Source organism: Streptomyces sp. NPDC093109 (assembly GCF_040701725.1).
Lineage (GTDB): Bacteria > Actinomycetota > Actinomycetes > Streptomycetales > Streptomycetaceae > Streptomyces.
Window position 1 is genome coordinate 90953 of the sequence record NZ_JBFBEZ010000012.1, and the last position, 12807, is coordinate 103759.

A 12807-nucleotide genomic window follows, 5' to 3' on the forward strand; every position below is an offset into this window, starting at 1 on the left:
CGGGACGAACGCCGTCAGGCGGCGTTGCGCCAGCTGCTGGGGGCGCCGAAGCCGCCCGCGTACTCCCGCCGGTGCCAGCGGGCCACGCCGCGGGTTCCGGCGCCGCCGGGCCCGATGGCGGGGCGGCCGTCGGTGGAGCGGCCGTCGGCGGGTCGGGCGTCAGTGTTCGCGGCGGCGCGGGCGAGCAGTACGGCCATCAGGGCCGCCAGCTCCTCCGGTTCGGCGTGGCCGCGTTCGATCCTGAGCAGGCTTTCGGTGGACATGTCGGCACACTCCGGCGGTTATTGGGGTGGGTTGCCGTGCTTGCGGGCCGGCAGGTCCGCGTGCTTGGCACGGAGCATCCGCAGGGCGCGGACCAGGACGCCGCGGGTCTCCGCGGGGTCGATGACGTCGTCGATCAGGCCGCGCTCGGCCGCGTAGTACGGGTGCATGAGTTCGTCCTTGTACTGCTTGACCATCTGCTCGCGCATCGCCTCGGGGTCGTCGGCGGCGGCGATCTTCCGGCGGAAGATCACATTCGCGGCGCCCTCCGCCCCCATGACGGCGATCTCGTTCGTCGGCCACGCGTACGCCAGGTCCGTGCCCACACTGCGCGAGTCCATGACGATGTACGCGCCCCCGTACGCCTTGCGCAGGACCAGCGAGATCCGGGGGACCGTCGCGTTGCAGTACGCGTACAGCAGCTTCGCGCCGTGCCGGATGATTCCGCCGTGCTCCTGGTCCACGCCCGGCAGGAACCCCGGCACGTCCAGCAGTGTCACCAGCGGAATATTGAACGCGTCGCACATCTGCACGAAGCGCGCCGCCTTCTCCGAGGCGTGGATGTCCAGCACCCCGGCAAGCGACTGCGGCTGGTTCGCCACGACGCCCACGACCTGCCCGTCCAGCCGGGTCAGCGCCACGATCACATTGGTCGCCCAGCGCTCGTGGATCTCCAGGTACTGGCCGTCGTCGGCGATCTCCTCGATCACCTTCCGCATGTCGTACGGCCGGTTGCCGTCCGCCGGGACCAGGTCGAGCAGCGCCTCGCAGCGCCGGTCGGCCGGGTCGTCGGTGGGCTCCACGGGGGCGGTCTCGCGGTTGTTCTGCGGCAGCATCGACAGCAGGAACCTGACCTCCTCCAGACAGGTCCGCTCGTCGTCGTAGACGAAGTGCGAGACGCCGGAGACCTCCGAGTGCACATCCGCGCCCCCCAGCCCGTTCTGCGAGATCTTCTCCCCGGTCACCGCCTGCACCACGTCAGGGCCGGTGATGAACATCTGCGAGGTCTCGCGGACCATGAAGACGAAGTCCGTCAGCGCCGGCGAGTACGCCGCCCCGCCCGCGCACGGGCCGAGGATCACACTGATCTGCGGAATCACCCCCGACGCGCGGGTGTTGCGCTGGAAGATCCCGCCGTACCCGGCCAGCGCGGTCACACCCTCCTGGATCCGGGCGCCGGCGCCGTCGTTCAGCGAGACCAGCGGCGAGCCCGCCGAGATCGCCATGTCCATGATTTTGTGGATCTTCTGCGCGTGTGCCTCGCCCAGCGCGCCGCCGAAGATCCGGAAGTCGTGCGCGTACGCGAACACCGTCTGCCCGTGCACCGTGCCCCACCCGGTGACCACACCGTCGGAGTACGGCCTCTTGGCCTCGAGGCCGAACCCGGTCGCGCGGTGCCGCCTTAACGGCTCCACCTCGTTGAACGAGCCCTCGTCAAAGAGAAGCTCGATCCGTTCGCGCGCGGTCAGCTTCCCCTTGGCGTGCTGCGTCTCGGTGGCTGCCGGGCTCGGTCCGGCCCACGCCGACTCCCGTATGGACGCCAGTTCGGCCACCCGGGACCGGGTGCCGGCGGCGGCCATCACCCCTCCACCGACGGTACGAGCGCCGTCTGCGCCGTCCAGCCCAGCCCGGGTTCGGCCGGCGGCTGCTCCGCCAGCCGCGCCCACGGGTCGACCCCGTACACGTCCAGCGCCGCCTGCCGCAGCCAGATGTCGAAGGGCTCGACGGAGTCGCGCAGCCGCCGGCCCGCCCGGCCCGCGTCCCGGGCCTCCACCCGGTGTACGGCGACCTCCCCGGCCCCCGACTCCTGCTTCCAGAAGGCCTCGTGGACGATGCCCGCGCGGCGCCGGGAATCCTCGTACTCCCGCAGCCGGGGACCGGACAGCTGCTTGTGCAACAGCTCCCACCGCGCGGACCTGCCCGGCAGGACCGGCAGCACCTGGGTCGTCGGCGCGGCCGGGGACCTGACCCCGGCCCTCCTGCCCCGGGCGCCGCCGGCCGGGGCGAGCCGCCGCATACCGAGCCCGGCCAGCATGTTGGACTCCACACCGATGCCCCAGCGCTCGGCGATCAGACCCTCCGTCAGCCGCCACACCACCACACCGCGGAACTCCAGCGGCCGGCCGGTCGGCGGCGCGCCCAGGAACTCCCCGAGATGTGTGCCGCGCCAGGTGTTGTGGATGACCACCTGATCGGCGTGGGCGCTCATGTCCTCGATCGTCACGTGCAGGTCGGGGAAGCCGGCCCGCAGCCCGGCGATGGTGTACCTGACACCCTCCAGGCCCTCGGGAGCGCCCGGCAGCGGCTGGTGGTCGACCATCGAGGGATGGTAGATCTCGTCCACGACGGAGAAGTCGCCACGGTTGACGAACTCGTCGAAGACCCTGCGGATGATCGCCTTGTTCTTTTCTTCCTCCGATGTGTCTGCCATCGGTACCGTCCACCCTTCGGTATGCGTCTCACGGAACTGCGTGTGTCGGGCTCACGTGCTGAACGGGCCTCTGCGGGTCTCAGCTGACGGTGGGGGCCGGCGCCTCCCAGGTGAGCGTCAGCCCCGCGTACAGGTAGCGGCTCGCCTCGATCGCCAGCAGCAGCACCGTGTCACCGGGCCGGATCCGGCCCTCGACCCAGCCCGCGTCCAGCGCGAGCGGCACCGCCGCCGAGCCGGTGGCGCCGACGTCGGTGAGGTTCTCGACGATGCTCTTCTGCAGCGCGGCATGGTCCTGTGCGGTGAGCCCCGAAGCCTCGAACTCGCTGCTGAAGTACTCGGCGTTGCCCTCCGGCAGCACACACGCGTCGATGTCGTCCATCGACAGACCGGAGCGCTCCAGCATGTCGTGCAGACCGGCCACGAAGACCTGCGGGCCGAACGCCGCCGTGCCCGGGATGTCCAGCCGGATCTCCATCAGCCGCTTGCGGCGCTGCTGTTCGGCGAGAGGCGCGTCCGTACCGCCGCCGACGACCAGCATGCCCGGCTTGCGCTTGCCGCCCAGGCACTGGGTGGCGAACACCTCGCGGAGCGGGGTGGCCTGTGCCGAACCCGGCTCGCCCGCGCGCAGGACCATGGCCGCCGCGCCGTCACCGAAGGTGTACAGCGTCAGCCGGTCGCGCATCCGCACACTGTGCGGGTCACGGCCGAGATAGACCGGCGCGAGCAGCGGCGAGATGGCCTCGGCGCCGATCACCAGCGCGGTCCTGTAGGTGCCGTCGGCGAGCAGCCGGCGAGCGGTGTCGAGCGCCTGGACGGCCCCCACACAGCCGGCACGCACCTCGATGACGGCGGCGCGCTCCAGCCCGAGATTCTCCTGTACGAAGGTCCCGGCGGCCGGCAGCACATGGTCGGGGCTGGCCGTCGACACCACCAGCAGTTCGATGTCGCCGGGTTCCATACCGGCCCGGCGCAGCGCCTGGCGCGCGGCGGCCGTGGCCATGGCGACCGTACCGCTGCGGTGCTCGCCGGTCTCCGGGTCGACGATCCAGTGACGGCGCCGCACCTCGATGCCCTGGAGCACATCGTCGGGCAGCGGACCGCAGTAGCGTTCCAGTGTGTCGTTGTCGATCGGGTCGCCGGGCAGATCGGCACCGGTGCTGAGGATCGACACATGCCGGTCGGGGAGCAGATACATCGTCCGTTCGCCTTTCAGGAAGAGGACGCGGGGCTGAGTACGAGGCTGATGTGCGTGCCCCCGAGCGAGGAGCTGTTGACCAGGACAGGACCGGCCGGGCCGCCCTCGCGCCAGCCGGTGAGGGCGAGCGCGGCGGACAACTGGGCTCCCGCGCCGACCGGTTCGCCCAGAATCCGCTTGGGCGACTCCACCGGGCAGCCGTGCGGCGCCGCCAGCCGCGCCAGGGCGCGGGCCTCGGGGCGGTCGACGGGGACGAGTCCGGCCGCGTTCGCCCAGATCGCGGTGAGCCGGCCGGTCTCGGTTCCGGCCGCCGCCAGGGCGCCGCGCATGGCGCGCTCGACGCCGGCGCCCGAGCGGTCCCAGCGTCCGACACCGGCCGCGTCGGAGGCGCTGCCGTGACCGGCCAGCACCCCCAGGACGCGGGCGCCGCGCGCCCGTGCCGCCGACTCCCGCTCCAGCACCAGAGCGACGCCGCCCTCGGCAAGGGTGTAGTTCCTGCCCGCCGGGCCGCCGAAGAGCGGCAGACCGCGGTACGCGTCCACCACCTGATCGGTCAGCTCGTCGACGGCCGGGCAGAGCAGCGCGTCGGCACGGCCCGAACGCAGCAGGTCGTAGGCGACGCACAGGGCCGAGGCACCGGCCGCGTGTGCGGCGGTGACCGTCGAGGTGGGCCCCTTCGCGCCGAGCACCATGGCGACCTGGCCGGCGGCGGCGTTGTAGACCGTGTTGGGGAAGATCGCCGGACTGCCTCCGGCCGGACCGCCCGCCACCGTGGGCAGGAAGAAGTCCGCGGTGCTCCGCATCGGCCCGAGCCCGGTGCCGAGGATCACCCCGGTCCGCTCGTCCGGCGTCAGACCGGCGTCGTCCAGGGCGCTGCGGCAGGCCGCGACGGCGAACTGGCCCAGCCGGTCCATCCGGCGCCGCTCACGCGGTGTGGTGTACCGCTCCAGCTCCGCGCCGATCCGGGCCGGACCCGGACCGTACGCGGGACGGCCGGATCCTGCGCCGTCCCGGTAGGCCCGCCACAGATCCGGCGCGCTCGTGGCGGCCGGGGCCAGCACCCCGATGCCGGTGACGACGATCCGCTCCTCCGGGTAGGCGGGCAGCTCCTGGAGCCGGCCGCCGGGCCTGCCGAAGGCCACCGTGGCATTGGCCCCGGCGAAGGCGAAGTTGTTGGAGAGGGCGACATCCATGGCCAGCGGCCGGGCGGCGCCGGGCACCGCGTCCAGACCGCACTTGGCGTCGACGGCCGTGAAGTTCGCCGTCGGCGGGGCCAGTTGCTCGCTCAGCGCCCGTACGGTCACGATCGCCTCGACCGCGCCGGCCGCCCCGAGCAGATGGCCGACCATCGACTTGGTGCTGCTCAGCGCGGTCTTCTCGGCGGCTTCGCCGAGAGCGGCCCGTACGGCGTTGGTCTCGGCCGAGTCGTTCTTGGGGGTGCCGGTGCCGTGCCCGTTGATGTACCGCACGTCCTCCGGGACCAGACCGGACGAGGACAGCGCCGCCCGGATCGCCCGGGCCGCGCCCTCGCCCTGGGGATGCGGCGCGGTGGGATGGTAGCCGTCGGCCGACAGACCGTAGCCGAGCACCTCCGCCAGCACCGGCGCGCCGGCCGCACGGGCCACCGGCTCCGCGACCAGCACCAGCATGCCACCGCCCTCGCCGAGGGAGAGCCCGTCACGGTCCTTGGAGTACGGGGCGGCCGGGCGCGGGGAGAGCGACTCCACACTGTTGAAGCCGGCGAACGCGGTCTCCGTGAACGCGTCGGTGCCGCCGACCAGCATCGCGTCGACCCGCCCGGCCCGGATGGCCTCCAGCGCGTGCCCGAGGGCGTGCGCACCCGAAGCACAGGCGGTGTTGACCGACAGGACGGGCCCCTTGAGCCCGAACGCCGCGCTCAGCGCCTCGGCGATGGCCTGCGGCCCCACCAGCAGCAGCTGATTGCCGTCACCGGGCTCCGCCGCCCCGTCGATGTCACGCCGCAGCACCCGCTCCGCGCTGCGCAGCCCGCCGTTGCAACTGCCGAGCGCCACCCCCCAGCGGTGCGCGGGCAGCGCGCCGGGACGCGGCGGCTCACCCTCGCCGAGGACGGTCACACCCGCCGCGGCCATCGCCTCCTGGGCGGCCAGCAGCGCGAAGTCCAGCGCGGGCTCGGACTCCGAGCCGCCCACGGCGGACAGATAGTCGTAGTCGGGACGCGCGGCCCCCGTCACCTCGCCCCCCAGCGCGGTGCGGTAGCCGTCCATCGGCAGCCCGCGTACGGGACCGATGGCGACGCGTCCGGCCCGTACCCCTGCCCACAGTTCGCCGGCGTCGGCGCCCTGGGCGGTCACGGCCCCGACCGCGGTGACGACCACGCGCAGGGTGCCGTCCGGCCGCCGGTTCTCTCCGTCCATCCGCGGTGCCCCTTCCGTGAGCTTCGTTCCGGTGTCCCGGTCGGCGTTCATCCGGCCCTCCCCAGGGCCACGGCGACCGCCTGCCCCTCCAGGCCCCGGGCGAGCGCGAGTGCCGAGCCGGGACGTGATTCGCGGGCCGCGCCCGGTATCCAGTCCAGGTCGCAGCCGTCGGCCGGGGTGTCCAGGTTCAGCGTCGCCGGGACGACACCCGAGTCGAGCGCCAGCGCGGCCACCCCGACGTTCAGCGCCCCGGCGCCCCCGACCAGATGACCGGTCTGCGGCTTGACGCTGCTGATCTGCGCCGTCCGCGCGGCTCCGCCCAGCGCGTCGTGGAGCGCCCGGGTTTCACTGACGTCGCCCAGCGGGGTCGCGCAGCCGTGGGCGGCTATGTAGTCGACCTCCGCCGCGCCGCCCGCGTCGGCCAGGGCCCGGGTGATCGCCCGGGACAGACCCCGGGCGCGCGGGTCCGGGCTCGGCGGCGGTACGCAGTCGTTCCCGCTGCCGAAGCCGGTGATCTCGGCGTAACAGTGGGCGCCCCGGGCGAGGGCGTGCTCCCGCTCCTCCAGTACGAGCAGGGCGGCGCCCTCCCCGAACACCGAGCCGCTGTGCTCCCGGTCGAACGGGCGGAAGGCCTTCTCCGCCAGGTCGTTGCGGGGCGTCAGCACACCGAGCCCGTCCATCTTGGACATGGACCACCAGGACGTGGCGTCGTCGTAGCCGCCGGCGACGGCCACATCGGCCTCGCCGCGCCGCAGCGTACGCATCGCCCGCCCGATGGCGGTGGCCCCGGAGTCCGCCGTGCCGGCGAAGAAGGCGTTGGGGCCGCGGATGCCGTACTTCTCCGAGATGTGGAACGCGGCGGCGGGCTGGAGGCCCTCGACGAAGAACAGCGGAGCGACCACCGAGGAGGCCGTCCTGCCGAGCTTCGGCAGATCCACCCCGCCGTCCGGACCGCGCACGGTCCCGAGGCTGGTGATCAGCTCCTCCAGCTTCGGCACCTCCTTGTTCCCGCCGAGGAACAGCGCGGTCCGGTAGCCCAGCTCCCGCGCCTCGTCGAGGCCGGCGTCGCGCACCGCCAGGGTGGCCGCGGCGACGGCCAGCTGGTCGCCCCGGCTGACCGTGCGCAGCGAGCGGCGGGCGATGTAGTGCTTCGGGTCGAAGCCGGTGATCTCGGCCCCGATCCGGGTACGGAGCGGCGACGGGTCGTAGGAGCGGATCGGGCCGATCCCGGTACGGCCCTCCAGCAGCCCCTCCCAGGTCGCCCGGGCCCCCTCGCCGAGCGCGGTCACCAGGCCGATGCCGGTCACCACGACACGGCGCGGCGCGGCGCTCATGACGCCCGGCCCTGCCGGTCGTACGGTGCGCCGGCGAGAGCCACGGTGACGCCGCGCGCGGTGGCGACGGCGCGGCCCGCGACCGCGGCCTCGGCGCGCCACTCGGCGGTGTCAGCGGTCCGGGAGAGCCGCTCGACGGTGAGGGTCACCTGGTCGCCGGGGCCGACGAAGTGACGGAACCGCACCGTACGGATGGAACGCAGCAGCCACAGGCCGTCGCCGGAGGCCGCCGCGGCGAGGGCGCCCATGTCCTCCAGGAGCAGCACCCCGGGCAGGATCGGGTGGCGCGGGAAGTGGGTGGCGAACACGGGGAGCGTCCCGGGGACATTGCGCAGGGCGACTGCCCGCAGCCCCGGTTCGAACTCCAGAGTCCGGTCGAAACCGGGCAGTTGAACCGGGCGTGGCCGGTCGGGGGAGCGGTCGGGCGCCGGTCGGGGCCCGGCCGTGGCGGTGGTCATGCGTCCTCCTGGTAGGCGCCGACGACGAGGCTGGTGTTGCTGCCGCCGAAGGCGAAGGCGTTGACGAGTACGGCCCTGACGGGCATGTGCCGGGCGGTGTGCGGCACATAGTCCAGGTCGAGCTTGCGGTCCGGGGTGTCGAGGTTGAGCGTCGGCGGCACGACGGACTCGCGGATGGCCCCGATCCCGGCGAGGACGTTCAGCGCCGCGCCCGCCGACGTCAGGTGTCCGGCCATGGACTTGGGCGAGCTGACCACGAGACGGTAGGCGTCGTCGCCGAACACCTTCTTGATCGCGGTGGTCTCCGACAGGTCGTTGCCGTGGGTGCTGGTGCCGTGCGCGACCACATAGTCGATACCGCCGGTCCCGAGGCCCGAGTCGGTGAGGGCGGCCTCCATGGCCTGGATCGCCCCGGAGCCGTCGGGCGGCGAGTCGGTGATCCGCCAGGCGTTCAACGTGGAGCCGTAGCCGAGGAGTTCGGCGAGTACGGTGGCGCCACGGGCCCGCGCGGACTCCAGCTCCTCCAGGACGAAGGCGACCGCTCCCTCGCCGATCACGAAGCCGGACCGGTCCGCGTCGAACGGGCGGGAGGCGGACGTCGGATCGTCGTTGTAACGGTCCGTCAGGGCCCCCAGCAGGCTGAAGCCCAGCACGTCGATCCAGCTGGTGAGCGAGTCGTAGCCGCCCGCCACCATCAGCTTCGCGTCGCCCTCCTGGATACACCGGAAGGCCTCGCCCAGCGCATGCCCGGAACCGGCGCACGCCGTGCTGATGCCGATCATCGGTCCGGTGGCGTCGATCAGCCGCGCCATGGCGCTGAGCGGCACATTCTGGTCGGCGGTCAGCACCGCGCCGGGCGACTGCCGGAGGAAGGCGTCGGGCCGCCCGGTCTCCTCGCGTACCCGGCCCGTGTCCACCAGCAGCTGGAGATCCGGCCGGCCGACGCTGGCACCCATGGCGACCCCGCGCTCCTCGGCGCGGTAGGTCTCCTTGCCGGCGTCCGCGTGCCGCAGCGCCTCCGACGCCGCCGCGACGCCGAACGCGCCCACCCGGGAGAGCCGTTTGCGGTCCGCGGCGTCCGGGACCGCCTCCTTCCGGTCGAAGCCGTGCACCTGACCGCCGATGCGCACCGGGAAACCGGTGGTGTCGAAGACGGTGAGCGGACCGATCCCGCTGCGCCCGGCGGCCAGGCTCCGCCAGGTGGTGTCCGCGTCGCAGCCGAGCGGGGTGACCGCGCCCATGCCGGTGATGACCACCCGCTTCACCGGACCGGCCCCCCGCCCAGCAGCTGCCCCGCCATCCTGGTGGTGTCCGCCGGGTCGTCCAGGCTGTCGGCGTCGATCAGCGCGCACATGATCGAGCGCGCTTCGAGCACGGTCTCGCCGTCCACCCGGGCCACCCCGTCGATGACGGCGGCCCCGTCGTTCATCGAGACCACGGTGACGTCCAGCAGCAGCACGTCACCAGGGCGTACCGGACGGTGCAGCACGGCCTCGCCGACACTCAGCAGCGCTGCCCGGCGGCGGTGGCCGGTGCTGAGCAGGACCAGCCAGGTACCGGCCTGGCACAGCGCTTCCAGCGCCAGACCGAACGGCAGCGCCGGTCCGTCCGCCGTGTCCTGCCAGTAGTCCTCCTGGCGGGAGGTGACCTTACGGGCGGTGATGTGTCTGCCCGGTTCCCAGGATTCGATCCTGTCGATCAGATGAAACCGCATCGTTTGTTCCTCTCCTCGTGCGCGGACGGCGGATCAGGGGCGACCGATTCCCAGCTGGGAGGACAGCCCGCCGTCGACCAGCACCAGCTCGCCGGTGACATACGCGGAGTCCGGGCCGGCCAGGAACGCGGTCACGGCGGCGACCTGCTCGACGGTCGCGAACTGGCGCATCGGTACCTGCCGGCGGATGCCTCGTCCCCCGTCGCGGTCGAGGATCTCGCTGATCAGATCGGTCGGGACGACGCCGGCCAGCACGGCGTTCACCCGTACGTTGAAACGGGCCAGTTCGATCGCGGAGGCCCGGGTGAAGGCGTTGAGCGCGCCCTTGGACGCCGAGTAGTTGGACTGGCCGATCCAGCCGCGTTCGCCCATCACGGACGAGATGTTCACGATGGCCCCGTCGCGCTGGGACATGAAGTGCTCGGCCACGGCGTGCGTGCAGTGGAAAGCGCCTCCGAAGTTGACCCGCATCACCTCCACCCAGGCGTCCGGGGCCATGTCGTAGATGAGTCCGTCGCTGGTGATCCCCGCGTTGTTGACGAGGATGTGCAGGCCGCCCAGGCGGCGCCGCGCCTCCTCCACCAGCTCCCTGGCAGCGGTCGGATCGGAGACATCGGCGCCGATGGCGACGGCGGTGCCGCCGGCCGCCTCGATCTCCTTCACCACCGCGTGGGCGTCCTCCTCGTGCGAGCGGTAGTTGACGGCCACGGCGGCGCCGCGCTGCGCCAGAGTGAGGGCGATGGCCTTCCCGATGCCTCGGGAGGCGCCGGTGACCAGGGCGACACGATCCTGGAATGTCATGCTCTGCACCTCCTGCTCTTCCTACGGTTTCCGATCGATGGCCAGGGCCGTACCGGCGTCGTGGTCAGGGGTACCGGCCGGTGCCGGTACGGGCCGCTCGTCCGTGCACAGGAGTACGGCGCTGGCCATGGCGAGGCCGGCCGTGTGGCTCAGCGAGATCTCGGCCTGACGCACCCCTTTGCGCCGGGCCACCGCGGCGGCCCCGCCGTGCAGACGCACGGTGGGCCGGCCGCCGATCGCGTTGATCACCTCCATGTCGGTCCACTCGACGCCGGCCGAGGCGCCGGTTCCCAGCGCCTTCATCACCGCTTCCTTGGCCGCGAACCGGACCGCGAGGTGGTTGGGGCGGCGGCGGCCGCGGCTCGCGCAGTACGCCAGCTCCGCCGTGGTGAAGATCCGCTCGGCGAGACCGGGCTTCCCGGCGAGGAGCGATTCCACCCGGTCGACCACGACGAGATCGGTGCCCAGGAGGACCCGGACCGCCGGCGCCTCGCCGTCCCCGGCGTCAGCCGGCATGGGCCGCGGCGGCGCGCTCGGTCAGCAGGTCGAGCAGGTTCCGCACGGTGAACAGACCCAGCACCTGGTCGGCGGTGAGCGGCTCGTCGAGCTGGGAGCGGTCGAACTGCGGCAGCACCTTCTCCAGGTGGGTCAGGCCCGTGTTGTTGACGACCTCGTTCTCGTCGCCGAACTCCTCGTCAGGGATGCCGCCCTGGAGCAGCGCGCCGATGTCGGCCACGGTGATCTTCACGCCGGAGGCGCGCTCGATGCGGAACAGGATGTCGAGGAGGTCGATGGACTCGGCGCCGAGGTCGCCGAGGAGGGTGGCGTCCGAGGTCACCTCGGCCTCGTCGATGCCGAGGGCGTCGGCGATGGCGTCCTGGACGATGGGGAGGAGGTTGGTGATGGTGTCGGTCACGGCGAACTGCCTTTCAGGAGTGTTGCGTGGAAAGGGGAGTGAATCCGTGGTGCGCGCCCGCGCGCTGCTGGTGCCGGTCGCGGCGCTGGTGCCGGGAGGGGCACTAGGGCGTGTTGAGAAGTAGCGCCGTCCGCCCGTAGGCAGGCGGGACTTTCTGAACACGCCCTAGGCGGCGGGAGTCAGGGGCCGGTCGCGCAGCAGGGTCGCCACGCGGCGGGCGTCGTTGGTGCTCCGTACGGAGGCGTCGGTCAGGGACCGGTTGGCGAACCCGCTCAGTACGCGCCCGGGTCCGACCTCGACGTAGTCCGTGATGCCGCCCTGCCGCGCGGCACCCAGCACGTCCATCCAGCGGACGGGCGAGGCGAGTTGGCGGCGGAGCAGGTCCTTGGCCTCGTCCCCGCTCGCCACGGCGCGGCCGGTGACCGAGCTGAGCAGGGTCGACCGGGGATCCATGAAGGTGTATCCGGCCAGCTCCGCGGCGAACTCGTCCTCGATCTCGCGCATCAGCGAACAGTGGAACGGCGCACTCACGTTGAGCAGTACGGTGCGCTCGGCCCCGGCCGCGAGCGCGCGGTGGGTCAGGTCGACGACGTCCTCGCGGTTCCCGGAGACGACGGTCTGGCCGGCCTCGTTGTAGTTGGCCACCTCGACCACACCGTCACCGGCGGAGCTCGCGCACAGCTCCTCGATCCGGTCGGCGGCGAGGCCCATGACGGCGGCCATGGCTCCGGGCGTCCGCCGGGAGACCGCCGCCATCAACTCGCCGCGCCGGCGGGCCAGTCGCAGTGCGTCCGCGGCGGTGAGCACATCCGCCGCGACCAGGGCCGTGTACTCGCCGAGGCTGTGGCCGGCCACAGCCGAGGGGGCGAACCCGCCCTCCTCGCGCAGGACTTCGAGCACCGCCAGGCTGGTCGCCAGGACCGCCGGCTGGGTGATCTCGGTCCTGGCGAGGTCGGCCTCGGCGCCGGTGGTGCACAGCTCGGTGATCTCCAGGCCGAGCACCTCGTCGGCGGCGGCCAGCACCCGGCCGGCGGTCCGCGGGTGCTCCCGCACCAGATGGGCCGCCATGTGGCCCCGCTGGGACCCCTGTCCCGGAAACATCGCCAGAGTGTGCTGCGCCGCCGTCCGTTCGGGTTTCACCGCGGTGGCGGCGGAAGAGGATGTGATCATGACTATTTCCTGCCTGACGGGATTTCGGCTTGGCCGTATCGGCCACACAAGAAATATGACGGAGCCGTCTGGTCACGTTCCTTGAATTGACCTTTAAGGGCCGCGGGAAATCCGGAAAGACTGGTTCCACT

At 72.6% G+C, this 12807-nt stretch carries 13 protein-coding genes; all 13 read right to left on the minus strand.

The genetic code is table 11. The annotated features are described in order from the left end of the window. Nucleotides 1-14 precede the first annotated feature (14 nt). Nucleotides 15-263, minus strand: coding sequence for an acyl-CoA carboxylase epsilon subunit (locus tag AB0389_RS14265; RefSeq protein WP_366395669.1), 249 nt, complete (start codon nt 261-263; stop codon nt 15-17). Nucleotides 264-281: 18 nt separating this feature from the next. Next, nucleotides 282-1841, minus strand: a complete 1560-nt coding sequence (locus AB0389_RS14270) for an acyl-CoA carboxylase subunit beta (protein ID WP_366395670.1) — start codon at nt 1839-1841, stop codon at nt 282-284. Then, nucleotides 1841-2692, minus strand: coding sequence for an ester cyclase (locus tag AB0389_RS14275; protein ID WP_366395671.1), 852 nt, complete (start codon nt 2690-2692; stop codon nt 1841-1843). Before AB0389_RS14275 ends, AB0389_RS14270 begins: the two co-directional genes overlap by 1 nt. Before the next feature lie 79 nt (nt 2693-2771). Next, on the minus strand, nt 2772-3887 hold the full coding sequence (locus AB0389_RS14280; protein WP_366395672.1) for a 3-oxoacyl-[acyl-carrier-protein] synthase III C-terminal domain-containing protein: 1116 nt from the start codon (nt 3885-3887) through the stop codon (nt 2772-2774). A 14-nt stretch (nt 3888-3901) separates the two neighbouring features. Further along, entirely contained in the window at nt 3902-6283 is a 2382-nt protein-coding gene (locus tag AB0389_RS14285; RefSeq protein ID WP_366395673.1) for a beta-ketoacyl-[acyl-carrier-protein] synthase family protein, read from the minus strand. Nucleotides 6284-6330: 47 nt separating this feature from the next. Further along, a complete protein-coding gene (locus AB0389_RS14290) occupies nt 6331-7617 on the minus strand; it encodes a beta-ketoacyl-[acyl-carrier-protein] synthase family protein (protein ID WP_366395674.1) in 1287 nt (428 codons plus the stop codon). Further along, on the minus strand, nt 7614-8075 hold the full coding sequence (locus AB0389_RS14295) for a hydroxymyristoyl-ACP dehydratase (protein ID WP_366395675.1): 462 nt from the start codon (nt 8073-8075) through the stop codon (nt 7614-7616). The genes AB0389_RS14290 and AB0389_RS14295 overlap by 4 nt, the downstream gene beginning before the upstream one ends. After that, nucleotides 8072-9340 (minus strand): beta-ketoacyl-[acyl-carrier-protein] synthase family protein, encoded by a 1269-nt coding sequence (locus AB0389_RS14300; protein WP_366395676.1) that lies wholly within the window; start codon nt 9338-9340, stop codon nt 8072-8074. The genes AB0389_RS14295 and AB0389_RS14300 overlap by 4 nt, the downstream gene beginning before the upstream one ends. Next, complete coding sequence (locus AB0389_RS14305) at nt 9337-9789, minus strand: 3-hydroxylacyl-ACP dehydratase (protein ID WP_366395677.1); 453 nt, start codon at nt 9787-9789, stop codon at nt 9337-9339. Before AB0389_RS14305 ends, AB0389_RS14300 begins: the two co-directional genes overlap by 4 nt. A gap of 33 nt (nt 9790-9822) precedes the next feature. Further along, on the minus strand, nt 9823-10590 hold the full coding sequence (locus tag AB0389_RS14310) for an SDR family NAD(P)-dependent oxidoreductase (protein ID WP_366395678.1): 768 nt from the start codon (nt 10588-10590) through the stop codon (nt 9823-9825). Nucleotides 10591-10611: 21 nt separating this feature from the next. Beyond that, nucleotides 10612-11106 (minus strand): holo-ACP synthase, encoded by a 495-nt coding sequence (gene acpS / locus AB0389_RS14315; protein WP_366395679.1) that lies wholly within the window; start codon nt 11104-11106, stop codon nt 10612-10614. Beyond that, nucleotides 11096-11506, minus strand: a complete 411-nt coding sequence (locus AB0389_RS14320) for a phosphopantetheine-binding protein (protein ID WP_366395680.1) — start codon at nt 11504-11506, stop codon at nt 11096-11098. Before AB0389_RS14320 ends, acpS begins: the two co-directional genes overlap by 11 nt. A gap of 165 nt (nt 11507-11671) precedes the next feature. Continuing rightward, nucleotides 11672-12676, minus strand: a complete 1005-nt coding sequence (gene fabD / locus AB0389_RS14325; protein ID WP_366395681.1) for an ACP S-malonyltransferase — start codon at nt 12674-12676, stop codon at nt 11672-11674. Nucleotides 12677-12807 lie beyond the last annotated feature (131 nt).